This is a genomic window from Kluyvera huaxiensis (assembly GCF_040149365.1).
GTDB classification, from domain to species: domain Bacteria; phylum Pseudomonadota; class Gammaproteobacteria; order Enterobacterales; family Enterobacteriaceae; genus Kluyvera; species Kluyvera intermedia_A.
In genome coordinates, this window is the sequence record NZ_JBEFLV010000017.1 from 91,119 (window position 1) to 110,797 (window position 19,679).

At 54.6% G+C, this 19,679-nt stretch carries 21 protein-coding genes and 1 pseudogene; 3 read left to right on the plus strand and 19 right to left on the minus strand.

Annotation, left to right across the window (positions count from 1 at the left end):
- Positions 1-386 precede the first annotated feature (386 nt).
- From ABOC97_RS17115 to ABOC97_RS17180, 14 genes are all read right to left on the minus strand, one after another.
- Positions 387-1,910 carry a sensor domain-containing diguanylate cyclase gene (locus tag ABOC97_RS17115; RefSeq protein WP_349600065.1) on the minus strand — a complete coding sequence of 508 codons (1,524 nt, stop codon included), beginning with the start codon at positions 1,908-1,910 and terminating at the stop codon, positions 387-389.
- Positions 1,911-2,594: 684 nt separating this feature from the next.
- Positions 2,595-2,924, minus strand: coding sequence for a DMT family transporter (locus ABOC97_RS17120; RefSeq protein WP_349600069.1), 330 nt, complete (start codon positions 2,922-2,924; stop codon positions 2,595-2,597).
- Positions 2,925-2,941: 17 nt separating this feature from the next.
- On the minus strand, positions 2,942-3,352 hold the full coding sequence (locus ABOC97_RS17125; protein WP_349600072.1) for a DMT family transporter: 411 nt from the start codon (positions 3,350-3,352) through the stop codon (positions 2,942-2,944).
- 20 nt (positions 3,353-3,372) lie between these two features.
- The gene (locus ABOC97_RS17130) at positions 3,373-4,056 is read right to left on the minus strand and encodes a hypothetical protein (RefSeq protein WP_349600074.1); all 684 of its coding nucleotides are present in this window, start codon (positions 4,054-4,056) and stop codon (positions 3,373-3,375) included.
- 11 nt (positions 4,057-4,067) lie between these two features.
- Entirely contained in the window at positions 4,068-4,688 is a 621-nt protein-coding gene (locus ABOC97_RS17135; protein WP_349600077.1) for a phosphate propanoyltransferase, read from the minus strand.
- Positions 4,685-5,131, minus strand: a complete 447-nt coding sequence (locus ABOC97_RS17140; protein ID WP_349600079.1) for a BMC domain-containing protein — start codon at positions 5,129-5,131, stop codon at positions 4,685-4,687. The genes ABOC97_RS17135 and ABOC97_RS17140 overlap by 4 nt, the downstream gene beginning before the upstream one ends.
- Before the next feature lie 11 nt (positions 5,132-5,142).
- Positions 5,143-6,090, minus strand: a complete 948-nt coding sequence (gene cutD / locus ABOC97_RS17145) for a choline TMA-lyase-activating enzyme (RefSeq protein WP_349600156.1) — start codon at positions 6,088-6,090, stop codon at positions 5,143-5,145.
- A gap of 53 nt (positions 6,091-6,143) precedes the next feature.
- The gene (cutC, locus tag ABOC97_RS17150; protein ID WP_349600082.1) at positions 6,144-9,530 is read right to left on the minus strand and encodes a choline trimethylamine-lyase; all 3,387 of its coding nucleotides are present in this window, start codon (positions 9,528-9,530) and stop codon (positions 6,144-6,146) included.
- A 147-nt stretch (positions 9,531-9,677) separates the two neighbouring features.
- Positions 9,678-10,820 carry a 1-propanol dehydrogenase PduQ gene (locus ABOC97_RS17155; RefSeq protein ID WP_349600085.1) on the minus strand — a complete coding sequence of 381 codons (1,143 nt, stop codon included), beginning with the start codon at positions 10,818-10,820 and terminating at the stop codon, positions 9,678-9,680.
- A 15-nt stretch (positions 10,821-10,835) separates the two neighbouring features.
- Positions 10,836-11,093 (minus strand): EutN/CcmL family microcompartment protein, encoded by a 258-nt coding sequence (locus ABOC97_RS17160; protein WP_349600088.1) that lies wholly within the window; start codon positions 11,091-11,093, stop codon positions 10,836-10,838.
- 26 nt (positions 11,094-11,119) lie between these two features.
- Complete coding sequence (locus ABOC97_RS17165; protein WP_349600091.1) at positions 11,120-12,721, minus strand: acetaldehyde dehydrogenase (acetylating); 1,602 nt, start codon at positions 12,719-12,721, stop codon at positions 11,120-11,122.
- Between the two features lie 52 nt (positions 12,722-12,773).
- Complete coding sequence (locus ABOC97_RS17170) at positions 12,774-13,052, minus strand: BMC domain-containing protein (RefSeq protein WP_015585230.1); 279 nt, start codon at positions 13,050-13,052, stop codon at positions 12,774-12,776.
- A 15-nt stretch (positions 13,053-13,067) separates the two neighbouring features.
- Positions 13,068-13,352: a BMC domain-containing protein gene (locus ABOC97_RS17175; RefSeq protein ID WP_052282638.1), complete on the minus strand. Its 285-nt coding sequence runs from the start codon at positions 13,350-13,352 to the stop codon at positions 13,068-13,070.
- 16 nt (positions 13,353-13,368) lie between these two features.
- Positions 13,369-13,647, minus strand: coding sequence for a BMC domain-containing protein (locus tag ABOC97_RS17180; protein ID WP_010634659.1), 279 nt, complete (start codon positions 13,645-13,647; stop codon positions 13,369-13,371).
- A gap of 467 nt (positions 13,648-14,114) precedes the next feature.
- Between ABOC97_RS17180 and ABOC97_RS17185 the strand changes: the two genes are divergently transcribed.
- Complete coding sequence (locus tag ABOC97_RS17185) at positions 14,115-14,534, plus strand: FosA family fosfomycin resistance glutathione transferase (protein ID WP_260745909.1); 420 nt, start codon at positions 14,115-14,117, stop codon at positions 14,532-14,534.
- 4 nt (positions 14,535-14,538) lie between these two features.
- On the opposite strand, the gene ABOC97_RS17190 is transcribed toward ABOC97_RS17185, so the two are convergent.
- Genes ABOC97_RS17190 through ABOC97_RS17200 form a run of 3 tightly spaced genes read right to left on the minus strand, consistent with a single transcriptional unit; the run spans position 14,539 to position 16,465 of the window.
- Positions 14,539-15,057 (minus strand): FidL-like protein, encoded by a 519-nt coding sequence (locus ABOC97_RS17190; protein ID WP_349600097.1) that lies wholly within the window; start codon positions 15,055-15,057, stop codon positions 14,539-14,541.
- Entirely contained in the window at positions 15,054-15,866 is an 813-nt protein-coding gene (locus ABOC97_RS17195) for a winged helix-turn-helix domain-containing protein (RefSeq protein ID WP_349600161.1), read from the minus strand. The genes ABOC97_RS17190 and ABOC97_RS17195 overlap by 4 nt, the downstream gene beginning before the upstream one ends.
- A 20-nt stretch (positions 15,867-15,886) precedes the next feature.
- A complete protein-coding gene (locus ABOC97_RS17200; protein ID WP_349600099.1) occupies positions 15,887-16,465 on the minus strand; it encodes a TetR/AcrR family transcriptional regulator in 579 nt (192 codons plus the stop codon).
- Positions 16,466-16,695: 230 nt separating this feature from the next.
- Between ABOC97_RS17200 and ABOC97_RS17205 the strand changes: the two genes are divergently transcribed.
- Entirely contained in the window at positions 16,696-17,487 is a 792-nt protein-coding gene (locus tag ABOC97_RS17205) for a PhzF family phenazine biosynthesis protein (protein ID WP_349600101.1), read from the plus strand.
- 427 nt (positions 17,488-17,914) lie between these two features.
- Here ABOC97_RS17205 and ABOC97_RS17210 read toward each other — a convergent pair whose 3' ends face one another.
- Positions 17,915-18,175, minus strand: coding sequence for a hypothetical protein (locus tag ABOC97_RS17210; RefSeq protein ID WP_047074799.1), 261 nt, complete (start codon positions 18,173-18,175; stop codon positions 17,915-17,917).
- A gap of 281 nt (positions 18,176-18,456) precedes the next feature.
- Here ABOC97_RS17210 and ABOC97_RS17215 point away from each other — a divergent pair, with 281 nt between their 5' ends.
- On the plus strand, positions 18,457-18,996 hold the full coding sequence (locus ABOC97_RS17215) for a hypothetical protein (RefSeq protein ID WP_349600104.1): 540 nt from the start codon (positions 18,457-18,459) through the stop codon (positions 18,994-18,996).
- 390 nt (positions 18,997-19,386) lie between these two features.
- Here ABOC97_RS17215 and ABOC97_RS17220 read toward each other — a convergent pair.
- Positions 19,387-19,622: pseudogene (locus ABOC97_RS17220) on the minus strand (LysR substrate-binding domain-containing protein); the annotation flags it as partial.
- Positions 19,623-19,679: the final 57 nt, after the last annotated feature.

A 19,679-nucleotide genomic window follows, 5' to 3' on the forward strand; every position in this document is an offset into this window, starting at 1 on the left:
TATTACGACGATGTTGTTCACAAAAAGTAACGATATTAATTAATAACTGGCACGGTGTTTCAAAAATGCAGGTGAGATCGAGTTATTGATAGAAGACATAGTGCGGGTTCGCCGTTGGTGTGAGTTTTGTCACTATTTTGTGTTTCATTAAAAATAAAACAATAAAACCTGCTATCTATTCGAAATAAGAATTACGCTATCTGTTCTTTAAATAATTAGAGCGTCAGGAAAGTGGCTTGCAAAAGCCTGTAGAGGTAAGGGATAAGCGTGAAGAAGCCCAGACAATGAGCGGGCGCATAAAAAAGAAACGGCAAGGGCGAGTGCTCGCTTCTTGCCGTTTCCTGCGCTTTATTGCTCATCGCCGTTGTGGCGGACTTGAAGCCCGACTAACCGTGTTGGAGAGGGGCGCTGATAATCTGATTTTTACCGTCATGCTTGGCCTGATAGAGCAGTTTATCCGCCAGGGCCAGTGCCTCTTCAACGCTCATATTCCCTTTGGTGCTGATGCCGCCGCTAAAGGTAATACGCAGGTTAGCTTCGCGGAACCGGCGTTGCGCGCAGGTTTCACGCCAGTTTTCGAGAAAGGCCTGCGCTTGCTGCTGGCTCATGTCCTGAAACAGGACGGCTATCTCTTCACCGCCGTAGCGGTAGAGGGTGATGTTATCCAGGCCGCGCAGACGCAGGCCAATATCTGCCACCGTCTTCAACACCATATCGCCGGTCGCGTGGCCGTAAGTATCATTGACCGCCTTAAAGTTATCGATGTCGATAATAGCGATGCACAGGTTGTTGGACTGCTGGTGGAATTCAATGTCGTTATCAAAGGCACGACGATTCTTTAGCTCTGTTAATCCGTCGGTCAGCGACTCATTTTTGATAGCTTCCTGCTGCACGGAAGTGTTGTGGATCTCTTCATACAACAGCTCCTCAGCCGCTTTTTGTTCAATAGCGCCATTGCGGATGCCATTCGCGATGCGAATGTAGAGGCTGTTTAAGGAAAGACGCACCGTCCACCAACAGACAAATAGCGCGAGCAGGGCAAAGATCAGGCAGTAGAGGACGTTGGCGCTACGGGCATACACCAGCGATGTTAAATCGGCATCGCGCACTTCATGCACCAGGAACCAATCGGTCTCGCCAATGGCACTGAAGAAATACCATTTGTCGGTATCGGGTAGATAGAAGAAAGGGGGGGACTTATTGAGTTTTAGCGCCACTTCGGCAAGCGTCTGTGGATTGATATTGTCTCTTTCGTAGGCGACCTGTTGGCCATGCCCGTCCATGATCCATTTCTGACCAGGAAGCGGAGGGCGGGCCGAGCCCAGAATATTTGAGCTGGACTCCTGATTCAGACGTACCGCCAGCACGCCGAGCTTTTCTCCATCAACATCATTAACCAGCGATTTTGAGATGGTCAGCGTGCTGCTGCCGTTATCAAAAATATCGCGGCTGCTGGTGTAGTGGGCGCTGTCAAAGTCATCTCGGGTGGCACTGGTGTACCACACTTTGCTACGCGGATCGGTGTCGTTGCCGGTTTTGTCGGTCAGCATGGCGTTAGGCAGGCGGATGAAACGGCCTTTCCGGTCAGCGTAGATCAGCGAACGGGCATCGGGCATGGTGTTAAAACGTTCAAACAGCCAGTGCCGGAGTTCGTTATCTTCACCAATTTCACCCTGTCCGCTGCTGGTAAGCTGCTTGATAGTTTCATCAAGCATACTCTCGTAGCCAGAGAGGTATTTTGCGGTATAGGAGGCCAGGTTCTGTACATAACGAAGATTTTGTCGCTGATAGGTGGTTTTGGCATCATTCCACTGAATAGCCAGCAGCGAGGTACAGGCTACCGTTAAGACGATTGCCGTTATCAGAAAACAGATGTTTAACGGGCGGCGGAAATTCAGGTTCCGAATCAAAGCTTTCTCCAGAAGCAAAAATCAATCAATCCATTCGTACAAGATCAATGCTTTGTGTGTTATCACGGTATTCCACAATGGGGAAATATAACTTCCCGGTTGTTCATTCTTAATAAACTGCTAATTAAAAGCAGCCATTTATTAAAGGTGGCGCATGTTACAGCCTGTAAATATCATTGTCAAAGACGATTGAAGTGATTCAAATTGATCGTTGAAACCGATCATGAATGATATTTATGATAAGCCAGGAAGGAACGATCAATATTGGATAATCGATCGGTTAAAACGATCTTTGTTGTGATTCTTAAGTCTGTCTTTTTTCTTTAGAAACAAATTGATAGGTGTTTATTTTGATGATTTTAGTATCATTTTTTACATGATTATAAATCTACGATAAATAAAATGTTTTCATCATTCATAACGTTAATGTGGGGATTTTAGTGCGCGATAGAATAGTGTGGGTATTGATTTCTGGGGAAGTTATTATTCCATAATGGGAAGGGTTGCTTCCTATTTTATAATAAAGAAAGCGCTGGGGTACGATTTGGTGATGTATTTTGTAGGGCAGGTGAAAAATAATCGGAGATAGCGTTAAAGTGACGGTTTTGCAGCGGTCGATAATAGTAGCGTCATTGCCCTGAGCGAGAAAAGACCTTCCCTTGGGAGGGAAGGTCCTGGCTGGGCTTACATTGCGGAGAAGACGTTCATGATAATCCCGCCGCTAATGATAAGCAGCATGGCAAAGATAGCGGGCAGATCGGGCTTCTGCTTATAGAGGATCATGGAACAAATGGTCACACCGACGATACCAAAGCCACACCACAGCGAATAGGCCACCCCCACAGGAATGGTACTCATGGCGCGGGTCAGCGCGAAGTAGCACAGTGAATAGGCGCAAACGACCAGCACAGACGGCCACAATTTGCTGAAACCGTTGGTTTTTTTGATCATCGACGTACCGGTGATTTCAGAACCGATAGACAGAGCCAGCCATAAAAATCCGAGATTAAACATATACAATTCCTTTTCTATTAGTTGGCAACGTTTTTATCAAGAGTGGAAACCGGCGTAGGTGGCGTCTCTTCCGCTTCTTCCTGACCCATCTTCGAGAACAGGTTCATGATGACAATCCCGCTGGCGATGACCGCCATACCGATAATGGCGGCGGTATCCGGATGCTGGCCGTAGAAGGCCATCCCGAGAGTCGAGACCACCAGGATACCGGTGCCGGACCACGTGGCGTAGGCCAGCCCGACCGGAATATCTTTAACCGCGCGTGACAACGAGTAGTAGCACACGCAGTACAGCACCACGATCAGCGCCAGCAGCAGGGTTTTGGTCATCCCCTCGCTGGAATCGAACATCTTAAGCGATGAGGTCGCTGAGGTTTCTGACAGGATAACCAGCAGCATCCATAGCCAGCATTTTGTTTTAGAAGACATAATCTAAACTCCAGAGGTTATTATCGAGGTAGGGTTATTTTTTTCTGCGCTTTTAAAAAATCAACGGCGGCATCGGTCATCACGGCATTGGGCGTCCCGGCTAGCGACGGATTATTGACGATGTCTGTGACAGTCAGATAACGGCGCGTCGTGGCACTCGCCGCCGGAGCGCTCTCGCCCGAGGCCAGTTTTTCCAGCAGTTCGTTCATCGTACACAGCGTTACGCCGCAGTTTGCCAACTGGCTGAGCGTTGCCTCGACGTGCGCAGCGTAAGCGCTGTCGGCGGCGGTGCCACGCAGTTGGTTCAGCTCGCTGTGCGGACAGCAGTGATAACGCAGCGCAAGTACCGGAACGCCGGCCAGCAGCGCATCGTGCAGTCGGCGCGCCGCCGGGCTTTGTAACCTGCCGTTGACCAGATCGGCCGCCAGCGGGTAGTCGAGAAACGGCACCAGCAGCGCCTTATACGAAACGGCAGGCCGAGCGTTTTGCCAGTCGGTGGCTGGCAGGAACTGACCGAGCTCCTGCCAGCGCTGTGCGTCATCCATCTCACCGTCCAGCGCCAGATGCAGCCGCTCCCCGCAGCCCAACAAACGCTGACGAATCTCATCGCGATAGCCCGCCGCGGCGGTTACTAGCACCAGCACCGGCGGCTGCATACGCTGCATAATTTGCTCGACCAGGCGGTCTATCTGTTGCTCGGTCATGATGGCCTCCCTTAGCGAACCAGCGTGACCTGAGCGCCGTTTTTCAAACCGGCGGCGTTGGCCTCTTCGGTATCGATGTGGAACTCAAGGGCAAAATCATCGCGCACCCGAACCACGACCTCATCAAAGGTTAATTGACGTTCGCCGTTACTGCACACGCTGACCTTTTGTCCGTTGCTGACGTTCAAACCGCGGGCATCGTTCGGCGACATATGAATGTGCCGCCAGGCGCAGATCACCTGTGAGTGCAGCTCGACGTGGCCTTTCGGGCCGACCAGCAGCGCATCGCCCGCACCGTCCAGTTGCCCGGACTCACGTACCGGGGCTTTAATACCTAGCGCAAAGCAGTCGGCGCGCGAGACTTCCAACTGGGTGACGGGGCGCGTCGGGCCGAGCACGCGCACGTGGGTCAGCGAACCTTTTGGCCCGACGATGGTGACGCACTCTTCGGCGGCAAATTGCCCCGGCTGGCGTAGCGGCTTAAAGGGCGTCAACGCATAGCCTTTGCCGAACAACGCTTCGACGTCCTGCTGTGATAAATGGACGTGGCGATTAGAAATACCGACCGGGATCCCCGGCGCGGCCTCGTTCAGTCGGGCGCTGATTTTCTCCTGTAGCAGGGCGTCGATCATGCCTTTTTCCCTTTCTTGTTGGCGTGGGGGTTATCCGCAATCACCGGTGCAGAAGTCGGCTCGGCTTCTGGCGCCGGTGCTGGCTCTTTTGCCTGTGGCTCCACGACCGGGACGGCAGGCTCATCGATTGGCGTTTTCGCCACGGCTGGCGCTTTGGCCCGCGGCGGGTGGCCCTTCAGATTGCTGAGCGCCTCGACCACACAATTTTCCGGACGGGCAATCACCAGCGAATGAACCTCGGTATCGGTGGCGGAAGCGACCGCCACACCGCGTTCAATGGCGGTGTGAATGGCGCTGATCTCGCCTTCAAAACAGACGCTGACCAGCCCCGAACCCACTTTGCGATAGCCAATGCAGGTGACGCCTGCGGCTTTACAGGCGGCGTCGACGGCCTGAATGGCGGCGACCAATCCTCGCGTTTCAATAACGCCTAAACTTTTCATTTTCGGCTCCTTTAATGGCGCACTAAGCGAATGTCAAAATCAAACTGGGTGAAAAACGTTTCCAGCTTGTCCAGCTCTTCAACGCTGTAGGTTGGATCTTGTAAGATTGGGTAGGGCATCTCGAGGCGCTCATACTTTTTGCGCCCGAGCTGGTGGTACGGCAGCATATCGATGCGGCGAATATTGCCGCGTTTTGCCAGCTTCTGAACGTAGTCAATCGCCCCGGTAATGGCTTCCCACGAGTCGTTATAGCCACGCACCAGCGGCATGCGCACAATCACGTTGGCGCCCGAATCGACCAGCCACTCGAGGTTGCGACGAACCCCTTCGTTGCCGATGCCGAACAGCGCTTTATGGTGATCGCTGTCGATCTGCTTGATATCGAATAAGAAGGTGTCAGTGACCGGTGCCAGCTTCTGATAGTTCGCCAGCGGGGTGGTGCCCTGGGTTTCGACGGCGGTGTTGAGCATCATCTTCTTGCATTCGCTGAACAGAGCGACGGCAAAATCGGTCTGCAGGCTCATCTCGCCGCCGCCGATGGTCACGCCGCCGCCGGAGGAGATGTAGAAATCATAGTCCTGCATGATGATGTCCATCAGCTCGCTGACGGTGACGTCTTTGCCCATAATATCCAGCGCGTTCTGGGTACAAATCTCTTCGCACTTGCGGCAGCCGATGCAGTCTTTATTACGGTTAACGAAGTGCTTCATCTCGCCGTTTTCTTCCGCGCGGTAGTGGATACCCGCCGGGCAGACGTTGACGCAATCGCCGCAGTTGATGCATTTATCCTGCGAGAACATCACCTGGAACTGGCTGCTCAGCCCTTCCGGGTTGGCGCACCACGGGCAGCGAATATTGCAGCCTTTAAAAAACACCAGCGTGCGAATGCCATCACCGTCATAGATCGAATATTTTTGAATATTGAAAATTCGACCGGTTAATTCTTGAGTATTGCCCATCACGCTTGCCTCCTGAAAATCTCGGACATCCCTGTCCCAACGCGTTCCGTCTATCAGAACTTCTCAATCACCGTACGGCTGATGATCTCGTCCTGAACTTCTTTGCACAGTTCCACGAAGTAGGCGCTGTAGCCCGCTACGCGGACAATCAGGTCGCGGTATTTTTCCGGCTCCTGCTGCGCTTTTTTCAGCACTTCGTTATCGACATAGCTGAACTGCATCTGGCCGTTGCCGAGAATCGACGCGGTGCGCAGCAGCGTAATCAGGCCGTAGCGGCCTTCCGGGGTATCGAGCAAGCCCTGCAGGAATTTGAAGTTGTGCACCATGCCGATGTTCATGGTTTCAACGTTCATCTTGCTGACCGACTTGATGATTGCCGTTGGACCTTGTTTATCCGCGCCCTGGGTTGGGCTGATCCCGTCGGAGAGCGGCATCCACGCCAGACGGCCGTTCGGCGTAGCGTTGGTCAGCTCGCCAATCGGCGTGTTGTTGGAGATAGACAGGGTGCCGTGGCTCAGGGTGGAGTAGAGCATCTTGTACTTGCGGCACTCGCGCTCGGTCCACTCGGTGATATCCAGCGCATACTGGTCAACGTAGTTATCGTCGTTGCCGTACTTCGGTGCGTTCAGACAGTCGCGGCGCAGGCCTTCAAAGCCTTCAAAGTTGGCCAGCATAGCGTCGCGCATCTGCTCGAGGGTATATTTCTTATCCTCGTACACCAGTTTGCGAATCGCCGCGAGGGAATCGACGTAGGTCGCCAGACCGGAGAAGATAAGCCCCGGCCCGTGGTTGACCATCGCACCACCGGCGGCAACGTCTTTGCCTTTCTCCATGCAGCCTTCCACCAGCAGCGACATCAGCGGTTTTGGCGCTACGTCACGGTGAACGCGCTGGCTGATGACCGTGCCGATAGCCGACAGACGCACGATATGGGCAATCTGCTGTTTCACCGCCGCATCGAACTGCTCGAAGGTGTGCAGGTCGCGCAGATCGCCGGTATCCAGACCCTGATAACTATCGAACAGCACCATCCGGCCACGGTTTAACACGAACTCGATGGCGATTGGCCACTGGGTGTAGCCGGTGGAGGTCCACTGGTAGATACGGCCAGATTTCTGCGGCTCAACGCAGCCCATCAGGCAGTAGTCGCGCGCGTCTTCGAAATCAAAGCCTTTGCGCAGCATCATCTTGATATGCGAGTCATCGAAGTGACAGGCCGGGAAGCCCATGCCCGCTTTCACCACGTCGACGATTTTCTCCATGTACTTCTGCGGCGACTGGTTGTGGATACGGCAGGCCAGCGACGGCTGGTACACTTTCACAAAGCGCACGGCGTCCATAATCAGGTAGGTCAGGTCGTTACAGGCATCGCCGCCGGTACGCTTCTGGCCGCCCACGGTCAGGTTGATAAATGGCTGATAACCCGCGAAGTATTTAGCCCCCAGTTCGCTGGACATCCACATCAGTTCGGCGCATTTGATGATAAATGCCTGCATCATCTCCAGCGCGCTGTCGTGGGTTAGACGGCCTTCGCGGATGTCGGCTTCGAACATCGGATAGCAGTATTGGTCAACGCGGCCCAGCGACAGACCGGTCTGGTTCTCTTCAATTTCGAACAGCGATTCTACGGTCCAGATACTTTGCAGCGCTTCCTGCAAGGTTTTCGGCGGATTAGCCGGAACGTTCTGGTTCACCTCAGCGATGGTCAGCAGTTCGGCGCGGCGCTGGGCGTTTTGCTCCAGGTCAGCCAGTTCACGAGCGCGTGCGGCGATACGATGCGCGTAGTTCACTACCCCTTCACAGGTTTCAATCGCCGCTTTGTAGTAGTAAATGCGGTCGATATCTTCCGGATTTTCCATGCTCAGATTAGCAAGGTGCGCTTCGGCATCGGCTTTGATGCCGTTCATCCCTTTGGTGAACAGCAGCACGTCGTAACCCGGACAGGTATCGCCGCCGCCGTTGATCTGATGATAGGAGAGGTCGCTGACGAAGGTTTCGCCGCTGAACGCCCACACGCCCGCTTCGCGGTACTGGGCTTCGCAAATCTCATCCAGCGAACGGCCTTCCCAGAACGGCACGATCTCTTCGCGGATGGTTTTCTTATCTTCTTCGCTGATTTCAAACGGGTCCTGTGGACGGGTGCTCATGGTGTCGAGTTCGTCGCGTACCCAGCGCCAGGCGATATCCGGCGAGAAGGCACCGGCACGTGGCTTGCCGCACGGATGGCCGACGATCAGTTCATCGTCCTGAATCAGAATCGGCGCGGTTTCGCAGGCGTGCCGGAAGGCTTTGGCGCGCAGCAAAATAGTCGGCATGCCCGGATTGGCTTTGACCACTTCGGTGAAGGCCAGCGCGCGGTAAATAGACACGCTTGGGCGCACGGTCAGATAGTGGTTGCGCAGGCGTTGCATACGCGGGGTCAAGCCTTCAGCCGTAGTGGTAGCGCTGGTGGCGGCAAACGGCGCGCTGGAAACAGCCTGTACACCTTTAAACAGACGCACCGGCAGATGCAGGGCGCTGAGGTTTTGCTGGGCGCTGAGGAACATCGCTGACAGGGCGTTGATATTGGCTTTTTCAAGGCTTTCGCCGTGGAGTAACGCATCAAACATAGGATAGCCGTCGATGGCACTGGCGGCGCGAACTTCGCTCAGTTCAGCCAGCTTGAACCACAGGCATTCGACGATTTCATACGCCTGGGCTTCGTTCAACGTGCCGTTGGCGATGTCGTGCTGGTAGTACGGCAGCAGGGCTTTATCGGCGCCTTCCGGATTGACGGCGTAGCTGCCGTTATCCAGTTGAAGGGCGAGCTGGAACAGATAGAACGCCTGGCAGGCTTCTTTAAAACTGCGCGCCGGATGCGCCGGAACGTGGTGCAAAATGGCCGCGCTGTCTAACAGTTCCGCCTTGCGGAAAGCATTGGTTTCCGCGGCGGCAAGCGTTTCGGCGCTGTGGGCCAGATTTTGCGCCAGCGCCATCAGCGCGTCGCAGGCGTAAATCGCCGCGCGGCAGCCGTTGACTTCATCCATGCCGCTGCGGCTGACCGCGCTGCCCAGGGAACGGGTTTTCTCTTCCAGCTGGTGTTTAATCGCCAGTACGCCTTTCTCGACCACCAGCTTATAGTCCGGTGAATCGATAGCGCTGTTGAGATTGAGGAACTGGAATGCGCAAGGGCGTTGGCCTGCGCTTTCGTCGTGGAAAATCGCGCCGTGCGGTTTGCGGGTCTGGTTGCCGACAATCAGCTCATCGGCGCTGATGGTCAGCGGCAGCTGGCGCATCAATTCATAGAAACGGCGTGGCGGTTTAACGGCGGCCGGAATACCGGCGATATCGCCATCCAGTGCATGCAGAACCGTTGCGTGCTCGGTGCACAGCGTGCTGGCGTGTGCCTGTAAACGTTCAGCCAGCACTTTGACGCGCGGCGTTAAGCTGTAGTGTGCCATGAAGTCTTCTCCAGATGTTCTTGTTCCGGGGCTGGTAACAGCCCTGCGGTGAGTTCTGTGTCTGTGTTTACCGGGTGGCGGCTAACGCCTTATCCGGCCTACAAACCGGTGCCTGTAGGCCCGTGTAAGCGCGGTGCCACCGGGCAATTACCGGCTGCCGTTCCATGCCTGACGATAAAGTTCGGTTAATGCCTGCGCATCCGGCGCGCGCGGATTGGTCGGGGTGCAACCATCGCGCAGCGCCTGAGCCACCATCTCGGCTAAACGGCGGTCAAACTCGACGGCGTCAACGCCGGTGTCACGAATCCCCGCAGGCATGTTCATTTCATCTTTCAGCGTCGCAATGGCGACCAGCAGACTGGCAACGCCTTCGCGGGTACTGTGCGCGGGCAAATCCAGCAGATGGGCCAGACGGGCATATTTACGTGCGGCGGCGGTATCGCATTGCCCGTTGAAGTCGGCATTCCATGCCACCACACCGGCCATCAGCAGAGCGTTGGCACGGCCGTGCGGCACGCGGAACACGCCGCCAAGGGCATGGGCCAGACTGTGGGTGATACCCAGCGAAGCGTTGGTGAATGCCATACCCGCCATGCAGGAAGCGTTGTGCATTTTTTCGCGCGCCTGCAGATCCTGGCCGTTGCGCCAGCAGGTCGGCAGATAGCGGAACACCTGCTGCACCACTTTCTCGGCCAGCGCATCGGAAAAGTCGCTGGCGGCGAGGGAAACGTAGGCTTCCAGCGCGTGGCACAGCACGTCCATTCCGGTGTCGGCGGTGATTGCCGGTGGCACTGAGGCCACAAGCGTTGGATCCAGAATGGCGATATCCGGCAGCAGCGACGGGTCAACCAGCACCAGTTTTTCGGCGTGGGCTTTCACCACGGAGAAGCTGGTCACTTCGGAACCGGTGCCGCTGGTGGTCGGAATGGCCACGAAGCACGGGCGTTCGCGACGGGTTTCCGGACGAGTTTGCGCCAGGGCGAAAATAACCGCTTTGGCTGCATCAATCACCGAACCGCCGCCCAGCGCGATAACCAGATCCGGATAGTGGCTATCCATCAGCTTCATCCCGCGCACCACGGTGGCAATATCCGGATCAGCGACCACATCGTCCCAAATCTGGAAGGCAATGCCGCGCTGACGCAGGATGTTTATCACGCGCTCGGCGAGGCCAAACTTCACCATCGCCTGGTCGGTGACCAGCAGTACGCTGTGGGCGGGCACTTCGGCCAGCGCCGACAGCGCGTCCTGGCCAAAGCGGATCCGGGGTTTCAGCAAAAATTCACTCATTGGGTTATTGACTCCTTAAGCGTCTCGAAACACGTTCTCGACAATGGCAACCACCGACATGGCCCGGTAGCGGTCTTTGTTCAGCGCCAGGTACTCTTCGGCGAGCACGATGTCGTGCATACCGGCACCCACGCTATCGACGGCGACCCAGGTCTGGTTTTGCATCGGCTGCTGTTGGTCATCTAATTTGCAGATCAGCAGCAGATTGCTGCCACGGAGCTCATCGCACTTCTGCGTGGCCACCACATGTCCGACTACCTTTGCGAGAATCATTGTTTATATCGCCTTATATCAATGTGTTACTTGCCAAGGCGTTCCAGCACCTGGCGGATGACGCGCTCCACGTTCTGCTCGCTTATTTCACCTTCAACGCTTGCCGTGGCGGTCGCGGCAAAGCGGTCGTCGGCGTGGCTTGCGTGGCTCACCGGAGCAGGGGAGGCGAAACGGGCGTCGTCAAGAATGCTGCGGCGCGGATCGGCAACAGGAGCGGACGCGACGATGGTTGGCTGTGGCTCCACGCGGCTGCCCGGTGCGCGCAGTTCGTCGATAGAACGCACGCCGTAGCCGACTTTGCGGATGTTCAGCAGATTCATCGGGCCGACGTTATCGGAGCTTGAGCCGCCGCCTACTGCACCACAGCCGAGCGTCAGCGCCGGGGTGATATTGGTGGTAGCGCCGATGCCGCCGAGGGCCGCGGGCGTATTAATCAGAATGCGGTTAACCGGTTTTTCGAGGCAGAACTGGCGGATAACGTCCTGATTACGGGTGTGAATCACCAGCGTATGGCCTAGGCCTTCGTTGGTCAGTAATTCAACCACGCGATGGCAGGCAGCTTTCCAGTCCTCTTCCACATACAGGCCGAGTACCGGGCACAGCTTTTCGCGGGAGTAGGGGTTTTTCGCGGAGACGGTAGTCTGCTCGGCAATCAGCACGCGGGTGCTGGCTGGCACGCAGAAGCCCGCCATCTGGCTTAAGTACAGCGCGGTTTTACCGACAACTTTCGGATTGATGGTGCCGTTTGGACGCAGCAGCAGGGCCGCCATTTTCGCCGCTTCGGCTTCGTTCATAAAGTGCGCGCCCTGGGCTTCCAGTTCGCGATGCACTTCGTCGTAAATGCAGCGTTCGACGATGATCGACTGCTCAGAGGCGCAGATCACCCCGTTATCGAAGGTTTTGCTGGTGATGATATCTTTCACCGCGTGGTGGATATCGGCGCTGCGTTCGATAAACGCCGGGCCGTTACCCGGTCCACCGCTGATGGTCGGGGTGCCAGAAGCATAGGCGGCGCGAACCATGCCTTCGCCGCCGGTCGCCAGAATCAGCGATACGTCTTTGCTGTGCATCAGTTCGGAGGTGGCTTCGAGCGTCAGTTCGGTTACGCCATCGACGATACCCGCCGGTGCGCCTGCGGCTTCTGCCGCGCGTTTGACGATTTCAATCGCCTTCCAGCTACACTGACGTGCGCCCGGATGCGGCGAGAAGATGATGGCGTTGCCGGCCTTCAGGGCGATGAGCGTTTTGTAGATAACCGTCGAGGTCGGGTTGGTTGACGGTACCAGCGCGCAAATCACGCCCAGCGGTACGCCCACGTCCATCACTTTTTTCTGTTGATCGTCATGAATGATGCCGACGGTCTTCATATCTTTGATGGCGTCGTAAACGCGCAGCGAGGCAAAACGGTTCTTCAGGACTTTATCCTGCCAGTTGCCAAAGCCGGTCTCTTCCGCGGCCATTTTCGCCAGCGATTCGGCGTGGTGCGCCGCTTCCTGGGCCACGTTTTTCACGATGGCGTCGATTTGCTGTTGCGAAAAGTTGGCCATAATCGCCTGTGCTTTTTTGGCGTTGCGCACCAGTTCTCTCGCGTTCTGGCGAGAGCGCAAATCGGTATCCAGTTCAATCATGAGTCTATCCTTCATCAGACTAAAAGAGTGCAGACGGGGCGTACCCGCTCAGTCATGCTTTGTGCTGCGACGCAATTTTTTCGATGTCGTTGTGCGGACGGGCAATCACGCGGGAAGTGACCACTTCGCCGATGCGTTTTGCCGCTTCTACGCCGGAGTCCACCGCCGCGTTAACCGCGCCGACATCGCCTTTCACCATCGCGGTGACGAGGCCGGAGCCGACGTTTTCATAGCCGATAAGCTCGACGTTGGCGGCTTTACACATTGCATCTGCGGCTTCAATACAGGCCACCAGGCCTTTGGTTTCGATTAAGCCAAGCGCTTCTTTCATCATGTTTTCTCCGGTTTATTCGGTAATTTTGTAGTGCGAGATAATCTTGCTGATGTCGTTGTGCGGACGCGCAATCACCAGCGAGGTGACTACTTCGCCGATGCGCTGCGCCGATTCCACGCCGGAATCGACCGCCGCTTTCACCGCGCCGACGTCGCCTTTGACCATCGCGGTCACAAGGCCAGAGCCGACGTTTTCATAGCCGATAAGCTCAACGTTGGCGGCTTTACACATTGCATCCGCGGCTTCAATACAGGCCACCAGACCTTTGGTTTCAATCAGACCTAATGCATCACCCATTTGCGTTCTCCCGGCCTTACGCCTTGTGTTTAATGACGATTTTGTTGATGTCGTTGTGCGGACGCGCAATCACCAGCGACGTCACCACTTCCCCGATGCGCTGCGCCGATTCCACGCCGGAATCCACCGCCGCTTTCACCGCACCGACGTCGCCTTTCACCATTACGGTGACGAGGCCGGAGCCGATGTTCTCGTAGCTAATCAGTTCAACGTTGGCGGATTTGCACATCGCATCCGCGGCTTCAATACAGGCCACCAGACCTTTGGTTTCGATAAGCCCTAATGCATCACCCATGGTTCTTTCCTCTGGACAGGTTGTGTGATTTCAGGAAAACCGTCCGCGTCACGGCGTTAACCCACGGCAGCGGCGTTCGAAGGTCACTATAGAGGCTGGCAAGTGCGGTGGAATTTAAATCCGTATGTGGTGTGTATTTAGAATATTGCTCTGCAATTTAGCCTGATTTAGCCTTCCATTTATCTGTTCATGCTGTTTGGTGGTTGGGGATTTGGCATTGCGTATGGCGGTTTATTAGCCACCTGATAAGGCGGTGAGCAATGTTGCTAACTTGCTAAAAAATTAAGAAAATCAGGTAACATGATGCGAGGCTAACTGTGGGGCGGCGCAAATTTTGCTGTCGAAGCTAAACGCAAAAGATGCGGTTTTTGGCGGGTGAAAGCCGACTGCAAAATGGGTGTGCGCAGTGGATCACACTCTGATGCGCCAGCGGTGCTGGCAGAACATAAATGAAGAGCGGGATTTCGATGCTAAGTGGACTCAATCATCTTACCCTTGCCGTGAGCGAGCTGGCGGCGAGCGTGGCGTTTTACCAGCAGCTTCCCGGAATGCGGTTACATGCCCGCTGGGACAGCGGAGCGTATTTCTCTTGCGGTGGCCTATGGCTGTGCCTGTCGCTGGACCCCATGCGGCAAAAAACGCCGCCGGAGGCGAGCGACTACACCCATTACGCTTTCAGTGTGGCGGCGGAACAGTTTGCCGAGGTCAGCGCACAGCTGGCGGCAAACGGAGTGGTGGTGTGGAAGGAGAATCGCAGCGAAGGGGAGTCGTACTATTTCCTCGACCCGGACGGTCATAAGCTCGAGCTGCACGTTGGCAGCCTCGCCCAGCGGCTGGCTGCCTGTCGGGAACGGCCTTATGCCGGCATGGTGTTCTACGACGAGTGATGAATTACTCCAGCTTGCTGCCGGACTTCAGGGTGCAGATCCACAGCGGCGAGTTAATGGAACTTAACAATATGGCTTTGTCGTTAAGCTTCTGCGCGTTTAAAAATAATCCGTCGTGGCTGTCGGACATCTCGCGCATAAAGTAGTCGAAGATAACGTCCGGCGATTCATCAATCGACGAGGCGCTGGACTCCCATTTATTGATGCGGTAGTGGCGCTCGGTGGTGGAAATGCGTTTGCTGCTGTAGGTGAATTTCACGTAGCGCTGGAGGTAGAGCCAGCCAGCGGCAGAGTCGGTATAACCCTCCACCACCATCGACCCTTTACCGTTAGCGCCGAAGGTGAAGTGGATATTGCCGTTAACGTTCTCTTTGTCCATGTTTTCAAAACGCATGATGCCTTTGGTGGAGCAGCTCATCGCGCCGTCGTTTTCCGCTGGCAGTAAACGCCAGGTGCAAAACGCGGCGGCGGCGATAAACACCAGCACACAAAGGGCGAAGAACGGACGCGGGGCAAGTCTCATTGCGGCTTCCAGGAGTAGTAAAAGTAGTTATCGCAGTAGCTAAACGGGTTGTCTTCGTGTATTGCGCAGTGGGCTAAGAACACGCGCCCCAGGCCATTGGTCTCCAGCCGGTCGCCGTAGAAGAACAGGAAACGCTCGCCGGCTTTACACTCGACGTTCAGCCGCTGGCGCACTTTATCGAAATTCGTGCCATAGCCGCTGGCACTGACCGAGCGCAGCATCTCATCGCTCGCCAGCAGTTCGCACTGGCTGTGGGTTATCTGGGTCAATGCGATGGGCCGCGATTCGCGGGTGCCGACCAGGCTAAACGCCACCAGCAGTAGCGCAATAGTGAGCAAACAAGCCCCGGCGATATACCAGCACATGCCGCGCGCGTGCAGCGTTTGGGACGGCGGGGCGGGTTCCTCGACCGCTGGCGACGCGGTTGCGATGCGTTCCGTTTCTTGAACGGTAAGTTCCGGCTGGGCGACGGGCGATGCATCCATCGCTTCAATAACTACGTCGGGATTGAGCTGCAAATAGCCGCGCGACACGGTGACGATAATATTGTCGATCCCGTAGTGGCGACAGGTTTTGCGCAGCATGCTCAGATACTGGTTCAGGTTGCTGTTCGACGAGGTTAATCCGTTGTCATCCCAGACCTTTTTCAGCACTTCATCGCGGCTGATAATGCCGGTGTTGTGCAGAAAGTAATTAAGCAGGGCGCTGGCGGTGATCGACAGCTGGCTATCCGGCTCATTGCTTTGCGGCAGCGTGAAAGTGCCGTCGGTGGCGTCGTAAATAAAACGGGCATTGATGTTGTAGCGCATCGCGGCCTCAGCTGTGGGCTTCACGCGGGAAGCGTCATCTTATTAAGAGAGGCAACCAGCGTCCGGCGGTGTTCAGCGTTCATGGTTATCCCTTCCGTCAACTCAGACAGCCAGATACCGTCTGCGGTATAGCGCACCAGCGTGCCGATGGGGCTGTTATCCAGCTCATCGCCGCGCGCCAGGTGGTCGAGCATCCAGTCGCGCCAACATTTTCGCAGCACCGGCTCGTCGGGCATGGCCAGCGACAGCACCATTAACTGACGGCTTTCGTGGGTATCCGTCAGGTCGGCAAGGTAGTTCAGATAGGCGCGGGTAAAACGTCCATAGCTGACGCCGTCTTCCTGCATCAGCGCGGTAATAGCCTCTTCCATAATCGCCAGCAGCCGGGCAAACAGAGCAAAAATCAGCGCCTGTTTATTGGGGAAGTGGTGGATTAGCCCCCCTTTGCTAACCCCCGCCTCGCGGGCTACGGCGTTGAGCGACAGGGCAGCGATACCATCCCGACCGGCAATCATCGCCGCTGACTCCAGCAGTTGCTGATGTAACCTGACCGGATCTTTTTTGCGGTGCTGGGTTTCCATATTCATGGCCAGAATCATACCGACCAGACGGTATGTTTATTTTTGATAGCGATCAAAGGCATGAGGATGTCCTTAAATTGAATATGGGTAATGCGTGCGGGGTCACAATTTGTCGTATGAATAGGTGGAAGTACTGAGGTGCCCCCCATTTATTGCGGGCAAGTTGAAACAGAAAAGCATTCGATATTACGCGTTGTCGTGGCATGGTAGAGCGTGAGTGGTCACAAGAATAATGAGAGGCTTAAATAATGAAAGAAATTGATTTTTATATGGTAGATGCCTTCACCTCCGACACTTTTGGCGGTAATGCCGCGGCAGTCTGCCCGCTGACGGAGTGGTTGCCCGATGACACATTATTGAAAATGGCGCAGCAGCATAACCAGTCTGAAACCGCGTTTTTTGTGACAACTGACAGCGGCTTCGAACTGCGCTGGTTTACCACTCAGGGCGAAATTAATCTCTGTGGTCATGCGACGCTGGCCGCCGCACATGTGATTTTTGAATACCTCGATTACCCGGACACCACCGTTCGCTTCGACACCCGATTCGTCGGCCCGCTGGCGGTGACGCGCAGCGGCGAATGGTTAACCCTCGATTTCCCCGCGTGGAAAACTGAACCCGTGACGCCGCCAGCTTTGCTGCTGGAAACGCTAGGCATCACGCAATACCAGGAGGTGCGCGTGGCGCGGGATTATATGGTGGTGCTGGAGAACCAGCAGCAGGTTGAAGCCGCCCGCCCGGATATCCACGCCATGCTGCCGCTGGGAAAAATGGTCTGTATCACCGCGCCAGGGGAAGGGGAATATGATTTCGTTAGCCGCTTCTTCTGCCCCGGCGAGGCCGTCGCCGAAGACCCGGTCACCGGTTCGGCGCACAGTATGCTGATCCCTTACTGGGCGGACAAACTCAACACAACCCAAATGCTGGCGCGGCAGGTTTCAGCACGCGGCGGCGATCTCCGCTGCCAACTGCTGGGCGAGCGGGTGCATATCGGCGGCCAGGCAACGACCTATTTAATTGGCAAGGTGTTGTTGCGGTAGATGGGGGAAAGGTTGGTCTCGGCGCTGGTTGAAGTGGGAGACCAACTTTTTAATGTATTGAAGGGCTGTTTGGTGTCAGGAGCGGACATTCATATATTAATATTGAGAGCCTTAAACAGCTTTGCTAATGAGGACAGGCGATCTGTGCCCAACACACAATGCGACTTCCATACCTCGTTCAGCTCTGAAACTCACCAAAGCCAACGTCTCCTAGGTTCTTGCCAGGCCCCCTGCCACAGGTCAAAACGTGTGAGTGGTTCAAGTTTTTTTAGAATAGCAGCTTCACCCACTGATGAGAGACTTCGCTCCGAAATGGAAATACCGAAAAGGCCTTCAGCGACCGGGAATATTTCACATTCTGACGTCAGCGATCCCAATGCTTTTTCTATCTTGCTACGTTCTGCTTTGATAATTAACTGAAGCCCCATCAGCTTTTAAACTCCACAATGGCTACTTGCTCAAGCGCTTGCCTGACCTGGGCCTGAACCTGATCAGGGATGGATTGCCCTCTGATGTCATAGACGACCCGGCAAGTGTGAATGTGCGGTGGAAGCTGCGATAGTCCCCAGCCTATTCTGGCAATATTGTATGCAATACTGAGTCTTATCGATTCCGGTGATGCCAGGCTGTGGTTGGCCACAAGGAGAAACTCGCCGCGGTCTTCATTTATAAACTCCGGGGTAAACATTATTCCTCCATTCCATTATCTTCGCCAACTTCTGGCCATTGAATGCTTTTTCATCAATGCCTTATCTTAGCAGGAATCCTGTTCGAGTCACGATGTCCGCTTGGCGTTCAGAACGGATCTTAAACGTCGTTATCCGTCAGCTCTTCGCTCACAGCGGACCTTCAGCTCAGTTAGCTTGTCCGTTCCATGCCAGGAGTGGACTATGATAGTACGGCTTCTGCTTTGGTAGTATTATTTATAGCCAATATACTTGATGCTCTAACGTTACAGGGATTAAAACAATGCCGCTGCCGGAAAGGATGAAACCAACCAAAGTCAGTAGTAAAAAGATAACTGAACTCTCAAAAATCGCTGAGATAATACTTTCTAAAATTAATGAGGGTTCTGATCAGGAAGACCCTGTTCTGATGGCTATGATGGTTGAATGGAACAATCAAGTGATGTGCCCCTGTGCATTTTCTGATTTCAGGGATTTTTCCTCCTGGACCAGTGCCAGGGAATTTACCCGAATGGCTTTTAACCTGGATAAATTTTACCCAGACTTTACGTGGGTAGAATTGATTCAGGTAATCAACTTCATTTGTACCTGCGAGGGTAAGGAATCCGAACAAAACTTCGCTCTTTCGTTACTTGAGTGTAATTTTGATGGTAATCCATCTGATCTCATATTTTGGCCGGACAGTTGGTTTCAGAACTCTGAAATGTTACACAGTGACCTTAGTGCAGAAGAGATTGCTGGGTATTTGATGGCCCGCTCAGGTAGGCACTTAACTGATGCCCCATATATAGATTTGAGATATCCAATACCGGGGAATAATTAATTATTACCCGGTATATACACATATTCTTGGTTCTTCTTTTACAAAGAACGGTAGTATCGCAAGATGCGCCAGTGTCGATGAGGCTGGTAAGACTAACGCCGTTCGCTCTTCCATCCGTAAGAAATGGGGGGCACTGAAGGCATGAACGTCGCGATTATCAACCAGCGGAAAGTGAAAGATAGAACTTGAGATGCGTGATGGCGCTTCACTTGTAAGGCCTACAAATACTGCTACGTAAGTGGTATTTTTTCATCTAATGACGCTCTTTATCTCTTCAAACTCTTATATGCCAACTTCCGCACCTCACTCAAAGCGGCCCCCCCAGGAATTAAAAGCAGAAAAACAACCCAACACAATTCTGCACGGTGAAGAGTCGCTCATCGTTAACGCTCATATTTTCAATGTATCAATGACCCTCCGCAGGGCGGGGGAGACGTTGCGATGAGGATAATAGAGAGTTAATCCTTCCATTCGCAGGCTGTAACGCTGCAACACCCTGATAAGTTTACTGTGTTTAAATCATCGGCGACCAGTTCAACAGGAACATAGGCTAACCCGAGGCCCAGCTGGGCGGCTTGCGCTTCCATATAGCTGTCAGATAAGGCCCATTGTCCTTCAGGTCGATTTCCTCTTTCATGCGGCTGGTGAGCGGCAAAAGTGCGTGCATCGCCTAATAGCATCTG